At 46.1% G+C, this 23,706-nt stretch carries 22 protein-coding genes, 1 tRNA gene and 1 other RNA gene; 8 read left to right on the top strand and 16 right to left on the bottom strand.

Annotation, left to right across the window (positions count from 1 at the left end; genetic code table 11):
* Positions 1-24: 24 nt before the first annotated feature.
* From fsa to ACTQ50_RS16660, 6 genes are all read right to left on the bottom strand, one after another.
* Entirely contained in the window at positions 25-678 is a 654-nt protein-coding gene (gene fsa, locus ACTQ50_RS16685; RefSeq protein WP_021924793.1) for a fructose-6-phosphate aldolase, read from the bottom strand.
* 310 nt (positions 679-988) lie between these two features.
* Positions 989-2,122 carry a LacI family DNA-binding transcriptional regulator gene (locus ACTQ50_RS16680; protein ID WP_441485129.1) on the bottom strand — a complete coding sequence of 378 codons (1,134 nt, stop codon included), beginning with the start codon at positions 2,120-2,122 and terminating at the stop codon, positions 989-991.
* A 30-nt stretch (positions 2,123-2,152) separates the two neighbouring features.
* Entirely contained in the window at positions 2,153-2,749 is a 597-nt protein-coding gene (gene recR, locus ACTQ50_RS16675) for a recombination mediator RecR (RefSeq protein ID WP_441485128.1), read from the bottom strand.
* Positions 2,749-3,105: a YbaB/EbfC family nucleoid-associated protein gene (locus ACTQ50_RS16670; RefSeq protein ID WP_021924790.1), complete on the bottom strand. Its 357-nt coding sequence runs from the start codon at positions 3,103-3,105 to the stop codon at positions 2,749-2,751. Before ACTQ50_RS16670 ends, recR begins: the two co-directional genes overlap by 1 nt.
* 115 nt (positions 3,106-3,220) lie before the next feature.
* Positions 3,221-4,849, bottom strand: coding sequence for a DNA polymerase III subunit gamma/tau (gene dnaX / locus ACTQ50_RS16665; protein ID WP_441485127.1), 1,629 nt, complete (start codon positions 4,847-4,849; stop codon positions 3,221-3,223).
* Between the two features lie 30 nt (positions 4,850-4,879).
* Entirely contained in the window at positions 4,880-5,962 is a 1,083-nt protein-coding gene (locus ACTQ50_RS16660; protein WP_441485126.1) for a 6-phosphofructokinase, read from the bottom strand.
* Positions 5,963-6,157: 195 nt separating this feature from the next.
* Between ACTQ50_RS16660 and ACTQ50_RS16655 the strand changes: the two genes are divergently transcribed.
* Together ACTQ50_RS16655 and ffs are read left to right on the top strand one after the other, a co-directional pair.
* Complete coding sequence (locus ACTQ50_RS16655; RefSeq protein ID WP_441485125.1) at positions 6,158-6,289, top strand: hypothetical protein; 132 nt, start codon at positions 6,158-6,160, stop codon at positions 6,287-6,289.
* A gap of 3 nt (positions 6,290-6,292) precedes the next feature.
* Positions 6,293-6,554, top strand: an RNA gene (gene ffs / locus ACTQ50_RS16650) — signal recognition particle sRNA large type.
* Positions 6,555-6,877: 323 nt separating this feature from the next.
* Here the strand turns inward: ffs and ACTQ50_RS16645 are convergent.
* The 4 genes from ACTQ50_RS16645 to ACTQ50_RS16630 form a co-directional block, all read right to left on the bottom strand.
* Positions 6,878-7,315, bottom strand: coding sequence for a GatB/YqeY domain-containing protein (locus tag ACTQ50_RS16645; protein ID WP_295303711.1), 438 nt, complete (start codon positions 7,313-7,315; stop codon positions 6,878-6,880).
* Between the two features lie 102 nt (positions 7,316-7,417).
* The gene (gene tadA, locus ACTQ50_RS16640) at positions 7,418-7,927 is read right to left on the bottom strand and encodes a tRNA adenosine(34) deaminase TadA (protein WP_441485124.1); all 510 of its coding nucleotides are present in this window, start codon (positions 7,925-7,927) and stop codon (positions 7,418-7,420) included.
* 91 nt (positions 7,928-8,018) lie between these two features.
* Positions 8,019-9,368 carry an MATE family efflux transporter gene (locus ACTQ50_RS16635; protein WP_441485123.1) on the bottom strand — a complete coding sequence of 450 codons (1,350 nt, stop codon included), beginning with the start codon at positions 9,366-9,368 and terminating at the stop codon, positions 8,019-8,021.
* A gap of 126 nt (positions 9,369-9,494) precedes the next feature.
* The gene (locus ACTQ50_RS16630; protein WP_441485122.1) at positions 9,495-10,739 is read right to left on the bottom strand and encodes a DUF6128 domain-containing protein; all 1,245 of its coding nucleotides are present in this window, start codon (positions 10,737-10,739) and stop codon (positions 9,495-9,497) included.
* A 214-nt stretch (positions 10,740-10,953) separates the two neighbouring features.
* Between ACTQ50_RS16630 and ACTQ50_RS16625 the strand changes: the two genes are divergently transcribed.
* Positions 10,954-11,027, top strand: a tRNA-Pro gene (locus tag ACTQ50_RS16625).
* 245 nt (positions 11,028-11,272) lie between these two features.
* On the opposite strand, the gene ACTQ50_RS16620 is transcribed toward ACTQ50_RS16625, so the two are convergent.
* Together ACTQ50_RS16620 and ACTQ50_RS16615 are read right to left on the bottom strand one after the other, a co-directional pair.
* A complete protein-coding gene (locus tag ACTQ50_RS16620; RefSeq protein WP_441485121.1) occupies positions 11,273-11,689 on the bottom strand; it encodes a DUF1284 domain-containing protein in 417 nt (138 codons plus the stop codon).
* Entirely contained in the window at positions 11,673-12,230 is a 558-nt protein-coding gene (locus tag ACTQ50_RS16615; RefSeq protein ID WP_441485120.1) for a biotin transporter BioY, read from the bottom strand. Before ACTQ50_RS16615 ends, ACTQ50_RS16620 begins: the two co-directional genes overlap by 17 nt.
* Before the next feature lie 231 nt (positions 12,231-12,461).
* On the opposite strand from ACTQ50_RS16615, the gene pduB reads away from it, so the two are divergent.
* Entirely contained in the window at positions 12,462-13,175 is a 714-nt protein-coding gene (gene pduB, locus ACTQ50_RS16610; protein ID WP_441485119.1) for a microcompartment protein PduB, read from the top strand.
* Positions 13,176-13,404: 229 nt separating this feature from the next.
* Here pduB and ACTQ50_RS16605 read toward each other — a convergent pair whose 3' ends face one another.
* The 4 genes from ACTQ50_RS16605 to ACTQ50_RS16590 form a co-directional block, all read right to left on the bottom strand.
* Positions 13,405-14,676 (bottom strand): PcsB-like coiled-coil domain-containing protein, encoded by a 1,272-nt coding sequence (locus ACTQ50_RS16605; protein WP_441485118.1) that lies wholly within the window; start codon positions 14,674-14,676, stop codon positions 13,405-13,407.
* 303 nt (positions 14,677-14,979) lie between these two features.
* Positions 14,980-15,255, bottom strand: a complete 276-nt coding sequence (gene spoVG / locus ACTQ50_RS16600; protein ID WP_118577982.1) for a septation regulator SpoVG — start codon at positions 15,253-15,255, stop codon at positions 14,980-14,982.
* 274 nt (positions 15,256-15,529) lie between these two features.
* The gene (glgD, locus tag ACTQ50_RS16595; RefSeq protein ID WP_441485117.1) at positions 15,530-16,648 is read right to left on the bottom strand and encodes a glucose-1-phosphate adenylyltransferase subunit GlgD; all 1,119 of its coding nucleotides are present in this window, start codon (positions 16,646-16,648) and stop codon (positions 15,530-15,532) included.
* Positions 16,645-17,922 (bottom strand): glucose-1-phosphate adenylyltransferase, encoded by a 1,278-nt coding sequence (locus tag ACTQ50_RS16590; RefSeq protein ID WP_441485116.1) that lies wholly within the window; start codon positions 17,920-17,922, stop codon positions 16,645-16,647. Before ACTQ50_RS16590 ends, glgD begins: the two co-directional genes overlap by 4 nt.
* Before the next feature lie 299 nt (positions 17,923-18,221).
* On the opposite strand from ACTQ50_RS16590, the gene murC reads away from it, so the two are divergent.
* The 4 genes from murC to ACTQ50_RS16570 all read left to right on the top strand — a co-directional run bounded on the left by murC (position 18,222) and on the right by ACTQ50_RS16570 (position 23,493).
* The gene (gene murC / locus ACTQ50_RS16585; RefSeq protein ID WP_441485115.1) at positions 18,222-19,601 is read left to right on the top strand and encodes a UDP-N-acetylmuramate--L-alanine ligase; all 1,380 of its coding nucleotides are present in this window, start codon (positions 18,222-18,224) and stop codon (positions 19,599-19,601) included.
* A 500-nt stretch (positions 19,602-20,101) separates the two neighbouring features.
* The gene (locus ACTQ50_RS16580; RefSeq protein WP_441485114.1) at positions 20,102-21,289 is read left to right on the top strand and encodes a DnaD domain protein; all 1,188 of its coding nucleotides are present in this window, start codon (positions 20,102-20,104) and stop codon (positions 21,287-21,289) included.
* Positions 21,290-21,324: 35 nt separating this feature from the next.
* Positions 21,325-22,311: an ATP-binding protein gene (locus ACTQ50_RS16575; protein WP_441485113.1), complete on the top strand. Its 987-nt coding sequence runs from the start codon at positions 21,325-21,327 to the stop codon at positions 22,309-22,311.
* A 3-nt stretch (positions 22,312-22,314) separates the two neighbouring features.
* Positions 22,315-23,493 (top strand): ribose-phosphate pyrophosphokinase, encoded by a 1,179-nt coding sequence (locus tag ACTQ50_RS16570; RefSeq protein ID WP_441485112.1) that lies wholly within the window; start codon positions 22,315-22,317, stop codon positions 23,491-23,493.
* Positions 23,494-23,706: the final 213 nt, after the last annotated feature.

Here is a 23,706-nt window from a genome sequence, read left to right as displayed (position 1 = left end):
TATATGAGTCATTTACTCTATCAATTATTCACCAAATACAGCTTTGTAATCGTTCTGGAATTTTACGATACCAGCGTCTGTCAGAGGATGATGTGTCATCTGCTCAAGTACTTTAAATGGTACAGTAGCAATGTCAGCACCAGCAAGTGCACACTGTGTTACATGCATTGGATGACGAACGCTTGCTGCGATAATCTCTGTGTCGATTCCGGCAACAGCGAACATATCTGCGATCTGGCGGATCAACTCAACACCGTCTGTAGAGATGTCATCAAGTCTTCCAAGGAATGGAGATACATAGGTAGCGCCTGCTCTTGCAGCAAGAAGTGCCTGGTTAGCGCTGAAGATCAGAGTTACATTTGTCTTGATTCCTTCTTTGGAAAGAACTTTAACTGCTTTCAGACCTTCGCATGTCATAGGGATCTTAACTACCATGTTTGGATGGATCTTAGCGATCTCACGTCCCTCACGGATCATTCCCTCAGCGTCTGTTGTGGTAGCTTTTACCTCGCCGCTGATCGGTCCGTCAACGATTTCTGTGATTTCTTTGATAACTTCGTTGAAATCTCTTCCCTCTTTCGCGATCAGGGATGGGTTTGTGGTTACACCACAGATGATTCCCATGTCGTTAGCTGCTTTAATATCCTCTACTTTTGCTGTGTCGATAAAAAATTTCATGATCTTTTCCTCCTGAATGAATAAATTAGACTGCGGATGGACTCTCTTGTCCTCGCCTGGTTTGCGGTGCTGCAACACTCCTTTTGCCCTGCACCCGTTCACATGCTTTCATTATAACAGACTTCCCTTACAGGTCAAGGCAGGGTGTAAATTATTAATAAATTTTCAATTAATAATTTCTGTTTTTATTAATCATTCTAAAGTTTGTTACTTGGTTATCAATCAATTTTTCACTGTATCAATCAGCTTTTTCAATATTTTTACCAGATGTTGTGCCGGAATTTATTATTAATAATTTCAGGTAAATCATTTATTTAATCTTATTTTCGTCTGATTTTTCGTTCACAGGATCCGGTCTGTCCATGCGGGCGTAACCAGTGGTTTTGCGCACAATGATCTTGGGACTGTACTCAATATTATATACACTGGTGGGACGGATCCCCTCCCCGAAGCGAAGACCTGTGTCAATCTTACGGATAATGATGTCGCAGGCATCCCTGCCCTTCAGATCTACGAAGTGATCGATGGTGGTCAGCGATACCCTGCGGATTCCGGAATAAAAAATGTTATCGCATCCGATCACAGACACATCCTTAGGTACCCGAAGACGGGCATCCTGAAGCGCATCCACTGCGCCAATGGCCATCATATCATTCTGTCCTGCAATGGCGGTAAACCGTCTGCCATCCTCCAGAAGGGATCTGGTCAGGGCATATCCCATAGAATACTCAGAATCCGTCTTGGGATTGCGGCGGTCAACGGATTCATCTGCTGCCTTGATGATCACATGTCCGGAAAGACCTGCTTTCTCAAATTCGCGGACAAAACCGTCCACTCGCTTGGAGCGCTGCCACTGTCTTCTGGTAAGGGGCGGCGTGATAAATGCCACATCCCTGTGCCCCAGATCCAGCAGGTGCCTTGCCATCAGTCTGCCCACTTCCGTATTGTCCTGGTTAATGGCATCTACGGTGCTGATCTTCTCCTTATTGCTGATAATGACCAGCGGAATGGTTCTTGCCATCTCCTCCACCTGGCTGATATAGTCCGGGTGTGGATTACAGGCATAAATGATCCCCTGAGGGGACAGGGCACGGATCATCCGCAGATATTTTTCTTCCAGTCTTGCATCACGCTGGGTATTACAGATAAAGACTCCATATCCCCGTTCATTTGCTACCGCTTCAATTCCCTGAAGGAGAAGCACATAATAGGGGCTGGTAATGGTAGGGCAAAAGACAACGATCAGCTTTTCTTTTTTGTTCTCTTTTTTGTTTTTGTGGCCAGGCAGACGATAGCCAAGCTCTCTGGCTGCGTTTTCTACTTTCTCCACGGTTTCCCTGGAAAAAGACACATTATACTTGTGGTTCAGGACCATGGAAACAGTTGCCTGGGAAACGCCTGCTTTTTCTGCCACATCCGAAGATGTTATCTTTTTTCGTGCCACAAAAATCACCTCCTGCCATTTTTGTCTTTTTTACAGCTCTACCCTGCCCTCCAGCGCACGCAGAAGGGTAACCTCATCAATGTATTCCAGGTCGCCGCCCACCGGCACACCGCTGGCAATACGGCTTACCTTGATCCCGGTAGGTTTGATCAGCTTACTGATGTACATGGCCGTTGTTTCTCCCTCCAGACTGGAGTTGGTGGCAATGATCACTTCTTTTACATCTCCCTGAAGACGCATGATCAGCTCCTTCAGCTTAATGTCATCCGGTCCGATTCCCAGCATAGGGGAAATGGCACCGTGAAGTACATGGTAAACGCCGTCAAATTTGCCTGTTTTTTCATAGGCAGCAAGATCCCTGGTGTTCTCCACTACCATGATGGTGCTGTGATCACGCTTGGGATTGCTGCAGATCGGGCACATTTCCTTATCCGTAAGAGTATAGCAGCACTTGCAGTACTGTACGTTCATCCTGGCATCAGTGATGGCATTGGTGAGCTGCTGCACCTGGTCCTTAGGCATATTCATAATATGAAAGGCCAGACGCTGGGCAGACTTCGCCCCGATTCCGGGAAGATGGGAAAACTGCTCGATCAGTTTGTTAATATGACTGCTGTAGTATTCCATCAGAATGGAAGACCTCCGCCAAGTCCGCCAAGACCGCCTGTGAGTTTGGACATTACAGCCTGGTTCTCCTGCTCTACCTTGCGAAGTGCTTCGTTGGTTGCTGCAACGATAAGATCCTCAAGCATCTCAATGTCATCTGGATCTACAACTTCCTCTGCAAGCTTTACTTTGGTCACTTCTCTTTTACCGGAGATCGTTACCTCTACTGCTCCGCCGCCGGCTGCTGCAGTAAATTCTTTCTCCTCCAGAGCTTTCTGGTTTTCTTCCATCTGGCGCTGCATTTTCTGCGCCTGCTTCATAAGGTTATTCATGTTTCCCGGCATACCCATGCCTGGAAATCCTCCACGCTTTGCCATTACAAAGTCCTCCTTTAATAATCAGTCTGATTTCATAACAATATTCACATCTTTGGAAATATTGTCAACAGAATGTCGCCTAAATTTAGGATGGCAATAACATTCCGGTTGTTTCTTATTCTTCTGTATCGTCAGGATTTTCCTCCACGACCACATCCATATGGATATTCTCGCGAAGTGCCTGATCTACAGTGACCTGGGCAAGATTGGTATGGTTGTGCTCTTTGGCTACCACCATCTTAAGTTCTACACTCTTGCCAGTCTGGGCCAGGATAATGTTCTTCAGTTCCTCTTCCGCTTCCGGATTGTCTACATAAGTTTTTCCCAGGAAATCCTGAAACTCTATATAGAGGATAGGTTCGCCAGTCTGACCATTGTATTTCGGAATGGATTTCTGAAGCATCTGCTTGAAAATACCGCTGGTCTGGCCTACGATCACCTTCCAGCTGGCTACGATCTTCTGCAGATCCTCGGGAGCTGCTTTCTCCGGCTTCGCTGCTGCCATGGCTTCTGTTCCGTCGCCAGCCGCAGTTCCCATGCCGCCAGCTGTCCCTGGTGCGCCCTGCTGGACGATCACCTGCTGCACAGGTCTTTCATCCATGCGCTGCTCCAGAACGCGGAGACGGTCCAGAACAGAGTCCAGATTGGTCTCCATAGCTGGACGGCACAATTTGATCAGGGCAATCTCAACCAGGACACGCTTCTGTGTAGAATAGCGGATCTGGCTGGATAGATCCGAAAAAATACGGATGTAGCGCATCAATGTCTCTACATCCACCATCTCACTTTCTTCCTGAAGAAGCTTCAGGTTCTCTGAGGATACGTCAATGGCTTCTTCCGGATTCTCGGAGGTTTTTACAAGAAGGAGATTACGCATGTACCAGGTAAAATCTCCTACAAACTGTCCAAGTTCTCTTCCTCCTACGATCAGATCCTCCAGGGTGCGGATCGCACCTGTCACATCTCCCTGGAGCACTTTGCGGAGGAGCTTGCTGAATACCTCTGTATCCACGGCTCCCAATACTTCCAGGACTTTGTCGTAGGTCAATGTCTGGCCCAGGTAAAAGGCGATACACTGATCCAGAAGACTGAGGGCATCTCGCATGGAACCGTCTCCGGCTTTCGCCACATAGCGGACAGCTTTTTCTTCTGCTTCTACGCCTTCGATTTTCAGCAGTTCATCCAGGCGCGCCGCAATGGTGTCAATGGTGATACGGTGAAAATCGTATCGCTGGCATCTGGATAAAATGGTGATCGGTATCTTGTGAGCCTCTGTGGTAGCAAGAATGAAGATAACATAAGACGGAGGTTCCTCCAGTGTTTTCAGAAGAGCATTGAATGCTCCTGTCGAAAGCATGTGAACCTCGTCGATAATGTATACCTTATAGTTTCCTTCTGTAGGGCGGTAGGCCACCTCCTCACGGATCTCACGGATGTTGTCAACGCCGTTGTTGGACGCTGCATCGATCTCGATCACGTTCATGGAGGTACCGGCCTGTATCGCCTTACACATTTCACATTCACCACAGGGGCTTCCATCTACCGGGTGCTGGCAGTTTACTGCTTTTGCCAGTATTTTTGCAACGGTTGTCTTACCGGTTCCACGGGTGCCGCAAAACAGATAAGCATGGCCAATACGGTTATGCTTGATCTGGTTGGTCAGAGTAGTCACAATGTGATCCTGGCCCTTGACATCGCCGAAATTATCCGGTCTGAACTTCCGGTATAGAGCGGTATAGCTCATTTATGGAAACTCCTTTCTAACAGCAGGGGATCAATCGCCGAAGCTGATTCCGATCTGCTTTGCAGCCTTGACAGTCTGGTCTTTCGGAGAAACCATCTTCAGCTTGCCTGCACATTCTTCAAGAGGTACTCTCTTGATCTTGCCGTTTACAACGCCGATCATGATGCCATATTCTCCGTCCAGAATAGCCTCTGCTGCACCTGCTCCGATTCTTGTGGAAAGCACACGGTCATAAGCACATGGTGCTCCGCCTCGCTGTGTGTGTCCCGGAACCGTGATACGAACCTCAGAGCCAAGCTTCTGGGTGATCTTGTCTGCAATTTCATAAGATACGGAAGGATACTTCTTCGCGCGCTCCTCCAGTTTCTTCTTATAGTCTTTCTTGGAAAGAAGGGCGTCTTCTTTGGAAATCGCGCCTTCTGCTACTGCAAGAATGGTAAAGCGCTTGCCAGCTTTTGATCTCTTCTGGATTGCGACAACTACCTTCTCGATGTCGTATGGGATCTCAGGGATCAGGATAATGTCTGCTCCGCCTGCGATTCCGGCGTGTAAAGTAAGACTTCCGACTTTGTGTCCCATAACTTCTACAATAAAGACACGGCCATGGGATGCTGCGGTTGTATGGATGCAGTCGATTGCATTTGTGGCAATGTTTACTGCACTCTGGAAACCAAATGTCATGTCAGTGCCCCAGATATCATTGTCGATGGTCTTCGGCAGATGAATGATATTCAGGCCTTCTTCCCTTAAAAGGTTGGCTGTCTTCTGGGTTCCGTTTCCGCCAAGGATCACAAGGCAGTCAAGACAGAGCTTGTAATAGGTCTGCTTCATGGCTTCAACCTTGTCAAGTCCATTTGCATCTGGTACGCGCATAAGCTTAAACGGCTGTCTGGATGTGCCCAGAATGGTTCCGCCCTGTGTAAGGATTCCGGAAAAATCCTTGGAGGTAAGCATACGGTATTTGCCGTAGATCAGTCCTTTGTATCCATCATCAAAGCCATAAACTTCCAGGTCATCAATGCTGTTGGTAAGCCCTTTTACAACTCCTCGCATGGTGGCATTCAGGGCCTGGCAGTCACCGCCGCTTGTCAATAAGCCGATTCTTTTAATCATAGTACCCTCCATTTCTGTGTCTTTTGCAAAAAAGTCCACATTTTGAAATTTGATCCGCGAAGCTCTGCCTGCTGCCGACTCCGAAGTGAGCAGCAACTGCTGTTCCGTTACATTTGGACAGGGCAAAAATCGCGGGACAATCTTGTTTCTATTATATAATATTTCCCAGTCTGACACAACAAGGAATTTGCATCCATGAAGCCACCCATGGATGCGCCGCTAAAGCCTGCTGCGGAAGCCGGAAAATGTGATGGAAAAAATATGGAAAAATATTTTCCAGTTTTGTGGCAGCGGCTTGACAAATCCACAACCTTCCTTTATAATTAAATTCCGCGCAGCCGGGGAGATAGCGGTGCCCTGTACCTGCAATCCGCTACAGCAGGGGTGATGCCAATCTGAGGCTTGTATCTTGTGGAGCTGCCCTTTATAAGTGGCGTTGACGTTTGGGTCTTACGCAACAGGACTCTATGAACCGTGTCAGGACAGGAATGTAGCAGCACTAAGTAGAATCTCCTGTGTGCCGTGAGGGTGCCTGGGCTGAGTTAACTGTAGAGGTAACGTCTGTGAGACCATTCCGAGGTGCGGCGCGCGTAATAAGATGATTATGGAACGTCCTGAGGACGTTCTTTTTTGTACTCAAATAGTCATAGAGTTCGACGCGGCAATGCCTTTTAGCTTCGTAAGTTGGGCTTGCCGCCTGCGATAACGAGTCAAAACACACTCTGCGACTTTTGCTCATTATCGCGGCCGTCGCCAAGCTTTCATGTTAGCATGGACTTTGGCTTGCTGCCCGCGTAAATAAAAAGGACCCATAATGCGCGATGGCTATAAATACATTTCATATGCCATTTTGCAATATGCGTCCCATTTTAGTGTCTTAATATTTCATTTTCCAGAGTAACTGCTTTAGGAAATTTATTTACAAAGCTCTGCTACAACCTGGTTGATCACCTTGCCGTCAGCCTTGCCTTTCAGCTCTGGCATAATGGTCTTCATGATCTGGCCTTTGTTTCCGGAAGCAAGCAGTTCTGCGTGTTTCTCAGTAAGGTAAGCCTTGATCTCAGAAGCATCCATCAGCTTCGGTGCATATTTCGCGATCACGTCGTATCTGGCCTGATACTCATCTTTCAGATCCTGTCTGGATTCCGGGCAGGTGTCGATCTGCTCTTTTACAGATTTCAGTTCTTTCAGGATCACGCGGTCAACCAGCTCGCTGCTGATGTCGTCACGGCAGCCTTCATCGATTGCTACCTTCTTCACAGCGGAGATCAGGGAAGAAACTGCGTCCTTTGTTACTTTATCCTTTGCTTTCATGGCTGCTACCATGTCTTTTCTTAATGCTTCAAGTTCCATTGTATCTTCCTCCTGTCATTTTACCATTTGCTCTGCTGCCCGCTCAACCGGTTCTGGCAGAAGCTTCCATGGCATTTTCTTACTTTGTTTTTTATCATACCACTAATTTTCTGTTTTTCCAACCTGCTCTGCCAAAGATTTTTTCAGCATTTTCTTCTTTTCCCGAAGCTCACGGAAGAAATCAGAAAGCATAGTGGAGCACTCTTCCTGGAGAACACCGCGGATCACTTCCACTTTGTGATTGAAACCGTCCATCTCCAGAAGATTTAATACAGAGCCGGCACAGCCGGCTTTGGGATTCATGCTGCCGATCACCACCCGGTCAATGCGGGACTGCATCAGGGCTCCGGCGCACATCTGGCAGGGCTCCAGTGTCACGTACATGGTGCAGCCCTCCAGCCGCCAGTCACCTAACTTTTTGCTTGCTTTTTTGATGGCATTTAATTCTGCGTGGGAAAGAGTATTCTTGTCTGTGTTTCTCCGATTGTAACCTCGGGCAATGATCTGTCCGTCACAGACGATCACACAGCCGATTGGTACCTCTTCCAGGGCCCGGGCTTTTTTCGCCTGGCGGATAGCTTCTTTCATATAGCGTTCCTGATCTGTTAGCATTTTTTATCCTTTTACTTTCTACTATAAAACTTTATGGTTAATCGCTCTTATTCGCAAAGTATTTCCACAAAAAATTTAGGTTCTCTCAATTTCAATTACCTGCAATCGCCTGCGCTTTCCGCATCTTTTTCCAGTAATAAACCACTCCCACAATGTCAGCCAGTGCCCATCCGATTGGAACGGATACCCAGATTCCGGTAACACCAACAGCTGGAATAGCGGACAGAGTATAGGCCAGTACCACTCGTGTTCCAAGGGAAAGGATGGTCAGGATCACGGACATTCCAGGCATTTTCACAGCGCGGTAATAACCGTACAGCAGAAAAAGAAGTCCAATTCCGAAATAAAATGCACCTTCAATCCGCAGATAGCCCACTCCGATGGATATAATTTCCGTTTCAGATGCTTTCACAAAAATTCCCATGAGCGGCGCAGCGAAAGCACACACGACGGCGCTGATCACCAGGCAGAATGCAAAAGCGGCTGTTACAGTACTTTTGATTCCCTGAGAAATCCGCTTTTCTTTTCCAGCTCCATAATTCTGGGCAATAAATGTGGAGAAAGCATTTCCAAAATCCTGCACAGGCATGTATGCGAAGGAATCAATTTTCACAGCCGCTGCAAAGGCAGCCATAACTGCGGTTCCAAAGCTGTTTACCCTTCCCTGCACCATCAGGATTCCAAAATTCATAATGGACTGCTGCAGGCAGGTGAGAAAGGACATCTGTGCGATCTCTCCCAGAACTTTTTTATCAAAATGCAGTTCTTCCCGGGCAATACGAAATTCAGGAAAGTACAATAACGTGTACAGTGTAATTCCAATGCCTGCCACAAACTGGGCCAGAACCGTTGCTCCCGCTGCGCCTGCCACGCCCCATCCAAGTCCAAGGACGAACAGCAGATCCAGTCCAATATTCAGGACAGTAGATACTGCAAGAAAAATAAGGGGCACAACCGAATTTCCCACAGCCCGAAGAAGGGCAGCAAAATAATTATATAAAAATGTGGCGCTGATCCCGGTGAAGATCACAAGGAGATAGGTTCGCATATATGGGACTACGTCTTCTGGAACCTGCAGGATCTTCAGGATCAATGGAAGGAAGGCATACACCAGAATATTGATCACCACTGTCATGACTGCGATCAACCCAAAGGAATGAAGGATTCCTTCTTTTAATTTTTTCTGATCTTTTTCTCCGAAACGGATGGAAAATACAGCTCCGATTCCCATGCACATTCCAATCAGAATGGAGGTCAGAAAGGTCATTAAGGTGTAGGAGGATCCCACTGCCGCAAGGGCATTGGCTCCTAAGTACCTTCCCACGATCAGGGTGTCGGCAATATTGTAGCACTGCTGCAGAAGGTTGCCCGCCATCAATGGTAGCGCAAACAAAAGCAGATTTCCCGTAATACTGCCTTGTGTCAGGTCTCTTTGTTTCATTTTTCGTTTTCCTCATCTGTAACACACGTATTTCGTTTGCCGCGCTTTTTAACAGGGGGCGCTGCGCGGCTGTATTTCTATTATAGGCAGTTGGAGAAGGGATGTCAATTTTTAGGATTCATCCCTTCACCAGCATGCAGGCGGATCAATGGCGCGGTACCAGTATCCGCCTCTGCCTTTCTTTACTTTTATCTGGCTGCTTTCTTTGAAGCAGGAAAAGCCGAACATGCCAGCCATAAACTGTTCCTGCTGGTCATAGCTTCCGGGCACGCCTAATATGTAGCGGCCGTTTGATCTGCGGCACAAAAGGAGGTGTCCGAAGTTGTAGTATCCGTATTGCAGAAAGCGGTTGTTGCGAAGGGCGCATTGCCGCCTTGGAAAATGGACCAGGTCCTGGGGCGTGATCTTCCAGCACTGGTTCAGGTCGCCATCTGCAAAGGGGCAGAAGGACTGGCCGAAGGGAAGTGAGAAGGAAGCGTCCTTGCTTTTGGCTGACTGAATATGCAACTCTGCTGAGACTTCTGGTCCTTCTTTGTTTTCTACCGCTTGGTCTGTTTCTGGCAAAATGCTGTTTTCTGGGTTCAATGAGGAATTTGCTTCAGCAGCTGCTTTGGGTATCGCCATTATATCAGGATCTGCCATACTTTCGCTTTCCAACGCTGGGTTTACTTTACTTTTTTCAGTTAGTATAGCTTCTGATTTCAAGTTGGGTTCTTCTTTTTCTTTGGTTTCTGGACTTTTTTCTCTCTGTGTGTATTCTGATTCAGATTTATACTTTACTTCTGTTATGGGTTCTGGTTCAGCTATTTTTTCAACTAAGTTTACGGGTTCTTCTGTTACTGCTGTTACCTGTGGTGTTAGGACTTCTTCCGCAGCCAGGTCATTTGGTGATACGTTCTCTTCTTCCTCAGCTAAGTTCTTTTGTTGCTGTGTTTCTCTTGTTTCGACTTCTTGCATACTGCGTTCTTCTGCTGCAGCCTCCACCTCTTTAAAATTCTCCGGGCGGATTACCTGATCATCCCACTCTGTTCCATAGAATCCGCCAGACGGCGTAGTCAGGATCATCCCACCCATTTTGTCTAATGGAAGCCCCGAACCACCTATGCTTGTTCCGTCTGTTTCCAGCACACATTCGATCCAGTCTTTTTGGGTATTGCAGCTGCCGATCAAAATTCCATGCAGCAAACCTTCCTTTCGGACAAAACAGTAAACCTTGCACGTTTCCCCTTCTGCCAGGCCTTCCACATGAAGATGGATTTCCACCACGCACTCATTGCCCCGGACTTCTACTTTTATAAATCCGCAGTTGTTCTGCTTTTTCCCTTTCCGATACTCATATACATATGCGATAAAGCGCCGATATCCAGCCAACAGACTCCCTCCCTGTTTCATATACATTCACTTCATTAATGTATATGAAATACAAAGATTTTCATTCATAAAAACGCATTCCCACCACTTCTGGAAATTTGCATCAAATGAATAGATCAATAGAAATTTGCGACTTACCAGTTTATTTTTAATTTTTTTTAATTTTTCTGTTGACAATTCGGTTATATATATGTATAATATCACTTGTCGTTGACGAAGTGTGGCTCAGTTTGGTAGAGCGCTGCGTTCGGGACGCAGAGGTCGTGGGTTCGAATCCCGTCACTTCGACTACTTGGCAGGGGCGCCGAAAGCCTTGAGCAATCAAGGGTTTCGGTGTTTTTTTATGCTTAAAAAGGGGACGCGGAAATTGCCTTGTAAAACAGCTGGTCACGAATTTAGTCACGAATTTTTTACGAATCTGCTTATTTTTTTCCCAACCATTGTCTCTTTCACTGCTCTTTTCCATATTGTAAGAACCGGACTTTCTTATTGTAAAGAAATCCGGTTCTTTCCTTTATCTCTGCTAACACTCTTTATTTTTTCCAACGGCTGGGCTGGGCTTCGCAGATCCGGTTCCACTGGCAGTCGCCGCAGATTTCCAGTCTTTTCCCAGTCTGGATAACGTTCTGCTGCACAGCTTCTGTAAATTCTGAAAATGCAAGCTTCTGGCCCTCTTTCAAACCGCATTCCGCCAGCACTGCGTTATCATACCGTTTTACTTTCTCTGCTGCCTTGCAGATTCCCTCACAATTGTTTGGACAGGCGGAGCAGATCTCGTCTGTTTTTACTGTAAGACAGACGTCCGCACCTTTTCCAAAAAGCTCCAGCATTTCCTGCATATGGGCTGTAAATCCGTTGCTGTAGCCGTTTCCGATAAAAAACGCCAGGCACATCCCGTGATGAGGGCGAATGGGATATGTCTGACGTTCTTTTTTACTGCATTGGTACAATCTTACGTACCCTTCTGGACAAAACAAATGCCAGAGCGATTTTTACAAGATCAGGTATGATGAACGGGATCACGCACCAGCCCAGTACGGTTCCAAGTCCAATGGCTCCTGTTGTACGTGTGTATACAACCATAAACCAGATGGTTCCCATTGCGTAGCAGACGATCAGACCCACAACCATGGAAAGGATCTGGATCACCGGCTTCTTGCCCCAGAGGGATTCCATTGCCCACATTACCAGGGCGGAGAAAAGAAATCCGATGATGTAACCGCCGGTATTGTTAAGAAGGATTCCAAGTCCTCCGGAAAATCCTGCAAATATAGGAACGCCGATAGCTCCAAGTAAAATGTAAACCAGTACAGCCAGGCTTCCTCTCTTTCCTCCAAGCACGCCAACAGCCATAAATACACCAAATGTCTGTAAGGTAAACGGCACTGTCATTGGAATGGAAATCCAGGAACAGATTGCGATCAGTACGGCAAAAATAGCTATGTAAGCCAGGTCGTATGTTTTTGTCTTTGTTGCGGTTGCGGTACTCATATTCTCCTCCTCAGGTAAATATTATTTTTGTCAGATACAATCTAACACAATCCGGCATGAATTGTCAACCAGTTATTATGTTTTGGTTTACAATTATTTTCAAGTTTACGAACGACACACGATCACTTTTATCTGCGCGAAAATTGCTATACAGAAATTTCTCCGGAAAACTTTCCAAATCACCGGAATCATGCTAAACTAAGAAAAAGAAATGTTACGGAGGTTTTTCCCATGGACGTGCACAGTATCAGTACCAAATGCACCCGCACAGAATTTGTGGGGACTGCAGTTCTGGATACCATTGGACTTGTAATTTCAGGAGTTGACGATACTCTTTTAAAAGAAATGAATATAGGAACCCACTATCACACTTTAGGACTTTTTAGCTCCCGGACAGGTGCTGCCGGTCAGATCACGGCTGTAGATGACGCTGTAAAGGCCACTGGCACAGAAGTTCTTTCCATTGAATTTCCCCGTGATACCAAGGGCTGGGGCGGACATGGCAACTATATCGTGATCGGCGGAAATGATGTTTCTGATGTGCGCCACGCCATTTCCCTGGCGCTGGAATCGACCAATAAATATGCCGGAGAATTGTATATCAGCGAATCCGGTCACCTGGAGTTTGCTTTTTCTGCAAATGCAGGCGGCGCACTTGCCATGGCTTTCAACGCAGTTCCCGGTGAGGCATTCGGTTTCATGGCAGGTTCTCCTGCTGCTATCGGGCTTGTAATGGCAGATACAGCTATGAAGGCTTCCGCAGTTCATATTACAAGGTACATGACACCAAGTGTGGGAACAAGCCACTCCAACGAAGTGATCCTTGCCATTTCCGGCGACGCCAGTGCAGTGAAAGAAGCGGTATTGCAGGCAAGGCAGATTGGGCTGGAGCTGCTGATCGGAATGGGAAGCTATCCGGAAATCCCGGGCGAACCTTATTTGTAACTACTCAGCAGATACTGAACAGTCACCCCTATTTATAGAAGACTCAATAAGTACAAAGAAAAAATCGCAAAAACGCCCTGACAGGGAAAATGTTTTTCACATTTTCAAACCTGCCAGGGCGTTTCTTATTTACACGATTGTCGAGTCAAAGTTCTTGCTCCCACGAAACCTTGGTGACTGCTGCGGTAACGAGCAAAACTCGTGCAAAGTTTATTTTATCTCATTTCTCTTAATTCAATCTGTAAACCTCCGCACTCTGCAATCCAAACGCAAGTGCCTCTGAGTGGCTGCTGCAATAGATATCAACATGTCCATAAGGTGTTCCAAGATCTTCCACCGTATAAACAGTTCCGTTGATCAGAAGCTGTGTGCCAAATGGTACTCCTGCCATGGCAACGGTCCTGCCTGCTGTAGGAACCGTTCCGCTGGCGGTAAGATTTCCAGCAGTCCCGCAGCACTGTGCACAGTTGCAGTATGCAGTCAGGGTGAAGGTTCCAAGATAGGTTCCCTGTGAAGAGGAACTGCTCTCGCTCTCAGAAGACTGGGAACTGTCGCTGCTTTCGGAAGATTCTGTATAGGAATCCTCAGAGCTTCCAGATTCTTCTGTATCCTCATAAGAATTTTCACTATAGTCATCCCCAGACTCGCTGTAATCAGACTCATCTGTCGTATCGCTGCTCTCTGATTCGCTGTAATCAGAAGTATCCTCAGCAGAAGCACTAGCCTCCCGTGCAGCTGCCTCTTCTGCTTCTTTCTCAGCCTCAGCAGCCTGCAGGAGACTGTAAATGCTGCTGTCCGCATTGTCGATCTGTGTATTTAATGCACTGATCTCCTCCTGGCTTGCACTGATCTGATAAATGTAAGCCTGGATATCTTCGCTGGTGCTTGCAGTCAGTGCCTGGACCTCCTGCTGCTTGGCGGACTTCTCAGCCATAAGCTGGTCAATATTCTGCGCCTCTTCTTCAGCCTGCTCTTCCTGTGCCTTAATATCTGCCTGGAGTGCCTTATATTTCGCAAGCATATCCCTGTCATACTGGGAAATCTGTGCAATGTTCTCTGCACGGTTCAGGAACTGTGCAAGATCCTCTGAGGATAAAAGCAGCTCCAGCATAGAAGCACTTCCGTTCTCATACATATAAACAATACGTTTCTTCATATCCTCATACTGTTTGTCGGATGTGGCCTTCGCTTCCTCAAGCTGTGCCTTTAAGTTTTTCAGCTCGTCCTCTTTCTCGGCTGCCTGGATTCCAAGCTCAGAAACACTATTGGTAAGGTCTGTATACTGGGCATTCAGTTCCTCCAGATAGCTCTCAAGCTCCTGTTTCTTGCTCTCCAGGGAGGCCATATTTGCCTGCTCCTGGGCAAGTTCTGCCTGGGCCGCGTCCTTCTGGGCCTGAACATCTGCGATCTGTTCCTCTGTGGAGGAGGCAAATACAGCTGCCGGGGCAGATACAGTCATCATACCGGTTAACAGTAACGCAAAAACTTTCTTCATTCTCATATATGTAAACACCTCATTATCTTTTTCGTAGGTCAAGTATAACACATTTTGTAATTTTTTCAACACTTTTATTTAACTTTTGTAATATTTGCGTAATATTTCACAATATTTTCGCCATACATTTCAGACTCTACGCTAGATTTTGAGGGAATGGGCAAAGCATTCGCTGCTCATTTTGCTCGTTTCCGCGGCAGTCGCCAAGGACTCATGCAATCATGTACTTTAGCTCGCTGCCCGCAAAAAAATACCCCGCATTTCATAGATTTCTCCACAAAATGCGGGGTGTAAAAACCTCGTTTGTTTTTATACAGCTGCTTCTTCCTCAGCTGCAGCTTCCTGGTATTTCTCGAGAATGATCGTCTGGATCTTGTCACGAGTGGAAGAATTGATAGGATGTGCAATATCCCGGTATTCTCCATCGGTTGCTTTTCGGCTTGGCATTGCGATGAAAAGCCCTTTCTCGCCCTCGATCACCTTGATGTCATGTACCACAAATTCTTCGTCAATGGTGATGGAGACTACGGCTTTCATCTTTCCCTCCTTTGCAACCTTTCTCACCCGTACGTCTGTAATGTTCATTTTTGCTGCCCCTTTCCTCTTAATCGCATTTGCTGCGCTTTAAGTCTTTTTGTAACTGTTCAGCACCTTCACAGTTACACGCTTCGCGATGCACAGAAATCATGCAAAGCATGATTTCGCGCCGCAATTCTCGGGTTTTCTGTGAACTACGTTCACAAAAAACACCTCGCGGAACACTGCCTTCTGAATAGTTACGTCTTTTTTTATATAATTGCTTTACTCTATTCCTGCTTCAAGGGCACAGCCAGCACCCATCCAAGAAGCTCACAGGGTATTACAAACTATATCTCTCATTTTTTTCCACAACGATCTTCACTTCTCCATCGCCGCTGTAGTAAGAATTTGCCCGGATGGTATCCCGGCTTTCAACGATACAATTCTCGATATGTGTATTATCCCCCAGATATACATCATTCAGAATTACCGAATTCTTAATTACACAGTTATTTCCAACATAAACGTCTTTAAACAGAACCGAATTCTCCACAACGCCGTTTATGATACAGCCGCTGGAGATCAGACTGTTCTTCACTTCTGCACCAGGATTATATTTTGCAGGCGGAAGATCGTCGATCTTGGTCTTCACCGCCGGCTCCTGTTTGAAGAAGTAGTTTCGGATCTCCGGTTTCAGGAAATCCATATTGGTTTTATAATAAGATTCTACAGTGGAAATATTGCTCCAGTAACTGTCAATCTTATATCCATAGATTCTCTTAAGGTTCTTATAACGGATCAGAATATCCTTAACAAAATCATTGCGGCCTTCCTGTGCAGCCTTCTCGATCAGCTCGATCAGCTGTCTTCTTCGGATCACATAAATACCGGTAGAAATGGTGTTGTACGGGGAAACCATAGGCTTCTCCTCAAATTCCTCGATCCTGCAGTCCTCATTCATACGGAGAACACCGAAACGCTCTACCTCGGATGGATCCGGGCAGGTGGTGCATACAACGGTAATGTCTGCACGTTTCGCAATGTGATATTCCAGAACCTTGTTGTAGTCCATTTTGTAAATGCAGTCACCGGATGCGATGACAACATATGGCTCATGGCTGTTCTTCAGGAAATTCAGATTCTGATAAATGGCATCTGCTGTTCCCTGATACCAGAAACCGTTTTCTTTGGTGATAGTAGGAGTAAATACGAAAAGACCGCCCTGCTTTCTTCCAAAATCCCACCATTTGGAGGAGCTTAAATGCTCATTCAGGGAGCGTGCATTGTACTGGGTCAGTACCGCTACCTTCTGGATCCTGGAATTTGCCATATTACTCAGGGCAAAATCAATGCTTCTGTAGCTTCCGGCAATAGGCATTGCTGCAATTGCCCTCTTGTCTGATAATTCTCTCATGCGGTTATTGTTGCCGCCGGCTAAAATAATTCCAATTGCTCTCATGCTTTGTCACCGTCCTTTGCTGCAATTACCTGTCCGCTTTCCAGAATGCCGTCCGGATAATCTGCCGAAGTGGTCACGCCGGAAATCGCCGTGTTCTTTCCAATCTTAACGTTGTCCGGAATCACGGAGCCTTCTCCTATGGTCGCAATGCCAAATGCATATACAGCAGGCTTCTTTACGTTCGGTGCTTCCTCGCCGCAGCCAAGAACCACGTCATTTCCAATGGTTACATCCTCTGCCACGATTGCTTTTTCCATATCTACATTTTCACCGATGGTCGTATTTCGCATGATAATGGAATCCTTGATCACACTGCCCTTGCCGATCACAACATTCGGTCCGATTACAGAATTATGTACCTCGCCATAGATTTCAGAGCCCTCGCCGATCAGACATCTGTCCAGAACGGCTTCTTCTGAAATATACTGCGGCTGGATGATATCGCCCTTGGTGTAAATCTTCCAGAATTCCTCGTAAAGGTTAAACTCCGGAATAATATCGATCAGCTCCATATTTGCTTCCCAGTAGGAGCCAAGAGTTCCAACATCTTTCCAGTAGCCATTGTATTCGTAAGCGAAAAGACGCTGACCCTTGTCCTTGCAATATGGAAGAATATGTTTACCAAAGTCACAGCTCTGCTGATCCTTTAATGCATAAAGCGCTTCTTTCAGAACCGGCCAGCTGAAAATGTAAATTCCCATAGAAGCAAGATTGCTGCTTGGGTGCTCTGGTTTCTCCTCAAATTCGGTTACACGGAAGGTCTCGTCCGTTACCATAATACCGAAACGGCTTGCCTCCTCAATAGGTACGGGCATACAGGCGATGGTCACGTCTGCCTTGTTTGCCTTGTGGAAGTCGAGCATAACTTCGTAATCCATCTTATATATATGATCTCCGGAAAGGATAAGCACATAATCAGGATTGTACTGCTCCATATACGCCATATTCTGGAAAATGGCATTGGCTGTTCCTGTGTACCACTCGCTGTTTGTGCTCTTCTCGTAAGGTGGAAGTACGGTTACGCCGCCTTCATTTCTGTCCAGGTCCCACGGAACACCGATACCGATATGGGTATTCAGTCTCAGAGGCTGATACTGTGTCAGGACTCCCACTGTGTCAATACCGGAATTGATACAGTTACTTAACGGGAAGTCGATGATGCGGTATTTTCCTCCAAAAGCTACTGCTGGTTTGGCCACTTTTTCTGTCAGTACCCCAAGTCTGCTGCCTTGGCCGCCGGCTAAGAGCATGGCAATCATTTCTTTTTTAATCATGCTATCACCTCTTGTTGTAGTTATGATTTATTATTATACCATACTTCTCATGTTTAGTGAACATATTTTACAAAATATTTGGCGTCTTTTTACTTTTTTTATCGTTATTGTACATGTTTTTTCGACAAGCATGGAAAAAGAGTTGTTGTTTTTTATTCATTTTGTACAGTAATAACAACAATCCTTTGTCTTACTTCAAGGCTGGCTAAAGAAATCCTTTGCATTTTCGCCGGTTCGGGGTATAATAAGTGAAAAAATAATTGTTTTAGCAAATCATTACTTTTAATAAGGAGATTATTATGTATCAGATAGACTTCCATAAACCGCTTCACATTCACTTTATCGGTATTGGCGGAATCAGCATGAGCGGCCTGGCTGAGATCCTTCTTGGCGAGGATTTCAAGGTTTCCGGTTCCGACTCCAAGGAGAGCCCCCTTACCGATTCCCTGACCCAAAAGGGCGCACGCATTTTCTACGGACAGCGTGCTTCTAATATTACAGACGATGTTGAGCTTGTGGTTTACACAGCTGCCATCCATCCGGATAACCCGGAATATGCCTGCGCAGTGGAAAAAGGCATTCCAATGCTGACCAGAGCCCAGCTCCTCGGACAGATCATGCGCAACTATGACACACCTATCGCAGTTTCCGGTACCCACGGCAAGACCACTACCACTTCCATGATCTCCCAGATCCTTCTGGAAGCAGATGCAGACCCGACCATCAGTGTAGGCGGTATCCTTCCTTCTATCGGCGGAAATATCCGTGTGGGCCAGTCTGAGACCTTTGTCACAGAAGCCTGCGAGTATACCAACAGCTTTTTAAGCTTTTTCCCGAAGATCAGCATTATCCTGAATATTGACGCGGATCACCTGGACTTTTTCAAGGATATTGATGACATCCGTCATTCCTTCCGCAAATTTGCCCAGCTGCTTCCAGCTGACGGAGCACTGATCATCAATGCCGATACCCCTCATTATGAAGAGATCATCAAGGATCTTCCCTGTAAGGTAATTACATATGGTCTGGAGCATGATGCCCAGTACCAGGCTGCCGATATTACCTATGATAAATATGGTCATGCTTCCTTTACTGTCCTGAAGGATGGCAAAAAGGCCGGCAGTTTTTATCTGAAGGTTCCGGGCAGCCATAACGTATCCAACGCACTGGCAGCAATCGCGCTGGCCCAGCTTCTTCAGATCCCGGATGAGGTAACCGTCAAAGGGCTTGGAAGCTTTACTGGCACAGACCGCCGTTTCCAGTACAAAGGCGAAGTAGCAGGCGTTACCATCGTGGACGATTACGCACATCATCCAACTGAGATCCAGGCTACCTTAAATGCAGCACACAATTATCCGCACAAGAAACTGTGGTGCGTGTTCCAGCCTCATACTTACACCCGTACCAAAGCTCTTCTTCCAGAGTTTGCACAGGCTCTTAAGCTGGCAGATCATGTGGTTCTGGCTGATATCTATGCAGCGAGAGAGACCGATACTCTGGGAATTTCTTCACAGAACCTTCAGGCAAGGATCCAGGAGCTTGGCACACCATGTGAATATTTCCCTACCTTTGACGAGATTGAAACCTTCCTTTTGAACAACTGTGAGGCCGGAGATCTGCTGATCACAATGGGCGCTGGAGATGTGGTGAAAATTGGGGAGCAGTTACTTGGAAAGTAATTGATTTTGAATTTGGTTTATAAATAATAGTGCTTCAGGCGGCTGTCATGACGTTTAAGATCTGACAGCCGCTGTTTTTTACAAAAAAATTTATCCACATCAAAAAAAGCGTGGAAATTCAAGCAATTTAAGAGTTATCCACATTATCCACAGGCTTATGCACATTTTCACACTGGTGCACATGTGGATTCTTATGTGTATAAAGTGCTTAACATAATATTACGAAACAAATCGACAAGAATCACAGTTTTTCTTTTATTTTCCGCATTTTTCGGGTTTCCCATAAACATTATGTGCAACTTACTTTCCACATTATCCACATTATCCACATTGTAATCCACACACATTTTGGAAAAAGTCTGGCAGAAAATCTCCTATTCTCATTTAAAAAGGGGTGTGCTATAATGCAGACAACAAGATAAATAGGAACGTAAGTTTGTCCCCAGACAGCCACATGACTGTTAAGCGCAGATTCCGATTTCCAGATAAGGAGCATTTTCATGATCAAGTTACATAGCACAGGGCTTCACGACGCCACTGTTTTATCCAATCTTTTTATTGACCGTTATATGCCAAAGGCCAACGGCGAATTTGTAAAAGTTTATATTTATCTGCTCCGTATGCTGGGCAGACCCAAAGAAGCATTTGGACTTTCCCAGATGGCAGACTCCCTTTTCTGTACAGAAGGGGATATTCTCCGCGCACTGAAATACTGGGAGAACGAGAAGCTGGTTTCTCTTTTATATGAAGAAGCAGAATTAACTGGAATTACATTACTGGTACCCTGGAACGAGACAGATATGCTGGCTGCGGTAAGCCCGAAGAAGCATTATAATGCCAGTTTTCTCAGAGAAGATCCTGCCCCGTACCATACAGGTTCCTCTGAACCAGCAGACACTGGCACTGCGGACGGCACAGGTGATACACCATTCCCAGCTGATGTTCCCGCCATTTATGGCACGGATACACCTCTCCCCGCAGTTTCCTCCCAGCCCGTTTCCGAACGTAAGACGCTCACACCGGACCGGGTAAAGGAACTGAAGCAGAACGAAGATATTATCCAGCTTCTTTATATTGCCGAACAGTACCTGGGTAAGACACTTACCCCTACTGAGACACGTAAGATTTTGTTTTTCTATGACGAACTGCATATGTCTGTAGATCTGATCGACTATCTGATCGAATACTGCGTAGGACGTGACCACCGCAGCATCCGCTATATAGAGACCGTTGCCATGGCCTGGAAGGAAGAAGGGATCACCACAGTTGAAATGGCCAAGGATTCCACCTCCCGCTACAGCAAAGAATATTTTTCAGTTCTGAAAGCCATGGGGATCACCAACCGAAACCCTTCCGACGTGGAGATTTCTTTGATCAACACCTGGACGAAGGACTACGGATTCACTATGGATCTGATCCAGGAAGCCTGTTCCCGGACTGTCCTGCAGACCGGCCAGCCAAGCTTTCCCTATGCTGACAAGATCCTGCAGTGCTGGAAGGATAAGAAGATCCGTACTTTAGAGGATGTTCGTGTTCAGGATGCCCAGCACCAGAAGCGCAAACTGGAAAAGGCCGCAGCCAAGCCTGCCCAGCCCAAGACTTCTGCGCCCAACCGTTTTAACAATTTCCATCAGCGGGATTATGATTTCGCTGAGTATGAGAAAAAATTACTGAACAAACCCAATTAACGCTCTATGTTCCACACCCTGGAAGGAGAATTTACATGCCCTTACAGAATTACCAATACGATACCATAATGCGGGAATACAACCGCCGCCAGGCCCGTAACCGCCGTGTGCAGGAGGAGCATCTTGCAGAAGCATATGAGAAGATCCCCCGTCTGCGTGAAATTGACGAGGAAGTTGCTACTCTAAGCGCACGGAAAGCCCGTGCTCTGATCAGCCGCCAGGAGACCGGCATAGAAGATCTGCGCAATGACATTGCACTGCTTTCCCAGGAGCGCACTGCACTTCTGCTCTCTTCCGGTTATCCGGCAGATTATCTGGAGATGAGCTACACCTGCCCTCTTTGCCAGGATACCGGCTATATCGGCAGCCAGAAATGCTCCTGTTTCAGGAAGGCAGAGATCGAACTGCTCTATACACAGTCAAATTTGAAAGAAATTCTTGAAAAAGAGAACTTTGACCACTTTTCATTTGACTTTTATTCTGATACAATAACAAATGATTCAACGGGACTGACCGAACGTGAGACAGCCCGCCGCGCTTACAATCTGGCCAGGGAATTTATCGCGGACTTTGATAACTCCTTCCAGAACCTGTTTTTCTACGGTGACACCGGTGTAGGGAAAACCTTTCTTTCCCACTGTATTGCTCACGATCTTCTGGACAGCGCACACTGTGTACTGTATTTTTCCGCATTTGAGCTGTTTGATTTTCTTGCCAGCTCTGCTTTTTCCAGAAGCAGCGACGCCCCTGATGATGAACCGATTTTTGACTGTGACCTGCTGATCATTGATGACCTTGGCACAGAGCTGACTAACAGCTTTGTGTCCTCACAGCTTTTCCTGTGTATCAATGAACGGATCATGCGCAAAAAATCTACAATTATTTCCACAAACCTGAAACTGGAAGATTTCTCAGCGACTTATTCTGAGAGAACCTTTTCCCGTATTGCCAGCAACTATCAGATGACCAAGCTTGTGGGAAAGGATATCCGCATTCAGAAAATTTTTTTAGGAGGAAAGTAAAGAATGGCACAAGAAGAATTGACTACACTTCCCGTTGGAAGACTGGGATTAGTTCCTTTGGAAAGCTGCAAGAGCCTTGGACAGAAGGTCGATGAATGGCTCGTTCAGTGGCGTAAGGAGCGTGAGCATTCAGAATCAGATTCTTTCGCCTTTGAAGGATACAAGAGAGATTCCTATACCATTAAAGTTCAGAACCCGCGTTTTGGTTCCGGTGAGGGTAAATGCGTCATCACCGAATCTGTACGAGGTGACGATATTTATATCCTTGTAGATGTATGCAACTACAATATCTCTTATCCAATCGGCAGATATACCAACCTGATGTCTCCGGATGATCATTACCAGGATCTGAAGCGTGTAATTGCAGCGATCGGAGGCAAGGCCCGCCGTGTGAATGTAATTATGCCATATCTTTATGAAGGCCGTCAGAGCAAACGTATCGGAAGAGAATCTCTTGACTGCGCTACTTCCCTTCATGAACTGATCAATATGGGTGTTGAGAATATCATCACCTTTGACGCACACGATCCGCAGATCCAGAACGCAACACCGCTTCATGGTTTTGAGACAGTACAGCCTTCTTATCAGTTTATCAAGGCTCTTCTGAAAAATGAGCAGGGGCTTCACATTGACAACGAACATTTCATGATCATCAGCCCGGATGAGGGCAGCATGAGTCGTGCGATTTATCTTGCCAATATCCTTGGTGTTGATATGGGTATGTATTATAAGCGTCTGGATTACTCCAAGAATGTAGGCGGCAGACACCCGATCGCAGCTTATGAGTTCCTGGGACCAAATGTGGCTGGTAAGGACATGATCTTGATCGATGACATGATTTCTTCCGGGGATACCATTCTGAAGATTGCTTCTCTTCTGAAAGAGAGAGGTGCTGGCAGAATTTATCTCTGCTCTACTTTTGGACTTTTTACAGATAACCTTAAGAAATTTGATGAGGCACATGCCGCTGGTGTATTTGACAAACTTCTCACCACCAACATGGTATACCAGTCTGAGGAGCTTCTTGCAAAACCGTATTACATTTCCTGTGATATGAGCAAGTACATTGCACTGATCATTGACACACTGAACCACGATATGTCCGTAAGCCATCTGCTGAACCCTGTTGACAGGATTAAGCGCTGCGTGAACAACTATATGGCTCAGTATGACCAGAAATAGGCATTCTGCATTTCATTTGTTTTATTACAAATAAAATCCGAATAATCATTTGAGGCTGACACAGTTTTGTGCCAGCCTCTTGTTTGTTACTACAATAATTACCCTGAATTATTCACGGAACAGTATCTAAACTGATAACTGTACCATGAATCCGAAAATTGACCCATGTAGCCTAAACATCGCTCAATCAGTTTCCAAAAAGGGTATAAAATC

Origin of the sequence: Blautia sp. Sow4_E7, assembly GCF_052116245.1 — a bacterium.
In the GTDB taxonomy this organism is placed as follows: domain Bacteria; phylum Bacillota; class Clostridia; order Lachnospirales; family Lachnospiraceae; genus Blautia_A.
Note: the sequence above shows the minus strand (reverse complement) of the source record. Positions and strands in the feature narration are given on the sequence as shown.

What these genes read in the sequence shown, in the direction of transcription:
- fsa (WP_021924793.1), bottom strand. Translation starts at nt 678, where the DNA reads ATGAAATTTTTTATCGACACAGCAAAAGTAGAGGATATTAAAGCAGCT.
- recR (WP_441485128.1), bottom strand. Translation starts at nt 2,749, where the DNA reads ATGGAATACTACAGCAGTCATATTAACAAACTGATCGAGCAGTTTTCC.
- ACTQ50_RS16670 (WP_021924790.1), bottom strand. Translation starts at nt 3,105, where the DNA reads ATGGCAAAGCGTGGAGGATTTCCAGGCATGGGTATGCCGGGAAACATG.
- dnaX (WP_441485127.1), bottom strand. Translation starts at nt 4,849, where the DNA reads ATGAGCTATACCGCTCTATACCGGAAGTTCAGACCGGATAATTTCGGC.
- ACTQ50_RS16660 (WP_441485126.1), bottom strand. Translation starts at nt 5,962, where the DNA reads ATGATTAAAAGAATCGGCTTATTGACAAGCGGCGGTGACTGCCAGGCC.
- ACTQ50_RS16655 (WP_441485125.1), top strand. Translation starts at nt 6,158, where the DNA reads ATGAAGCCACCCATGGATGCGCCGCTAAAGCCTGCTGCGGAAGCCGGA.
- ACTQ50_RS16645 (WP_295303711.1), bottom strand. Translation starts at nt 7,315, where the DNA reads ATGGAACTTGAAGCATTAAGAAAAGACATGGTAGCAGCCATGAAAGCA.
- tadA (WP_441485124.1), bottom strand. Translation starts at nt 7,927, where the DNA reads ATGCTAACAGATCAGGAACGCTATATGAAAGAAGCTATCCGCCAGGCG.
- ACTQ50_RS16635 (WP_441485123.1), bottom strand. Translation starts at nt 9,368, where the DNA reads ATGAAACAAAGAGACCTGACACAAGGCAGTATTACGGGAAATCTGCTT.
- ACTQ50_RS16615 (WP_441485120.1), bottom strand. Translation starts at nt 12,230, where the DNA reads ATGAGTACCGCAACCGCAACAAAGACAAAAACATACGACCTGGCTTAC.
- pduB (WP_441485119.1), top strand. Translation starts at nt 12,462, where the DNA reads ATGGACGTGCACAGTATCAGTACCAAATGCACCCGCACAGAATTTGTG.
- ACTQ50_RS16605 (WP_441485118.1), bottom strand. Translation starts at nt 14,676, where the DNA reads ATGAGAATGAAGAAAGTTTTTGCGTTACTGTTAACCGGTATGATGACT.
- spoVG (WP_118577982.1), bottom strand. Translation starts at nt 15,255, where the DNA reads ATGAACATTACAGACGTACGGGTGAGAAAGGTTGCAAAGGAGGGAAAG.
- glgD (WP_441485117.1), bottom strand. Translation starts at nt 16,648, where the DNA reads ATGAGAGCAATTGGAATTATTTTAGCCGGCGGCAACAATAACCGCATG.
- ACTQ50_RS16590 (WP_441485116.1), bottom strand. Translation starts at nt 17,922, where the DNA reads ATGATTAAAAAAGAAATGATTGCCATGCTCTTAGCCGGCGGCCAAGGC.
- murC (WP_441485115.1), top strand. Translation starts at nt 18,222, where the DNA reads ATGTATCAGATAGACTTCCATAAACCGCTTCACATTCACTTTATCGGT.
- ACTQ50_RS16580 (WP_441485114.1), top strand. Translation starts at nt 20,102, where the DNA reads ATGATCAAGTTACATAGCACAGGGCTTCACGACGCCACTGTTTTATCC.
- ACTQ50_RS16575 (WP_441485113.1), top strand. Translation starts at nt 21,325, where the DNA reads ATGCCCTTACAGAATTACCAATACGATACCATAATGCGGGAATACAAC.
- ACTQ50_RS16570 (WP_441485112.1), top strand. Translation starts at nt 22,315, where the DNA reads ATGGCACAAGAAGAATTGACTACACTTCCCGTTGGAAGACTGGGATTA.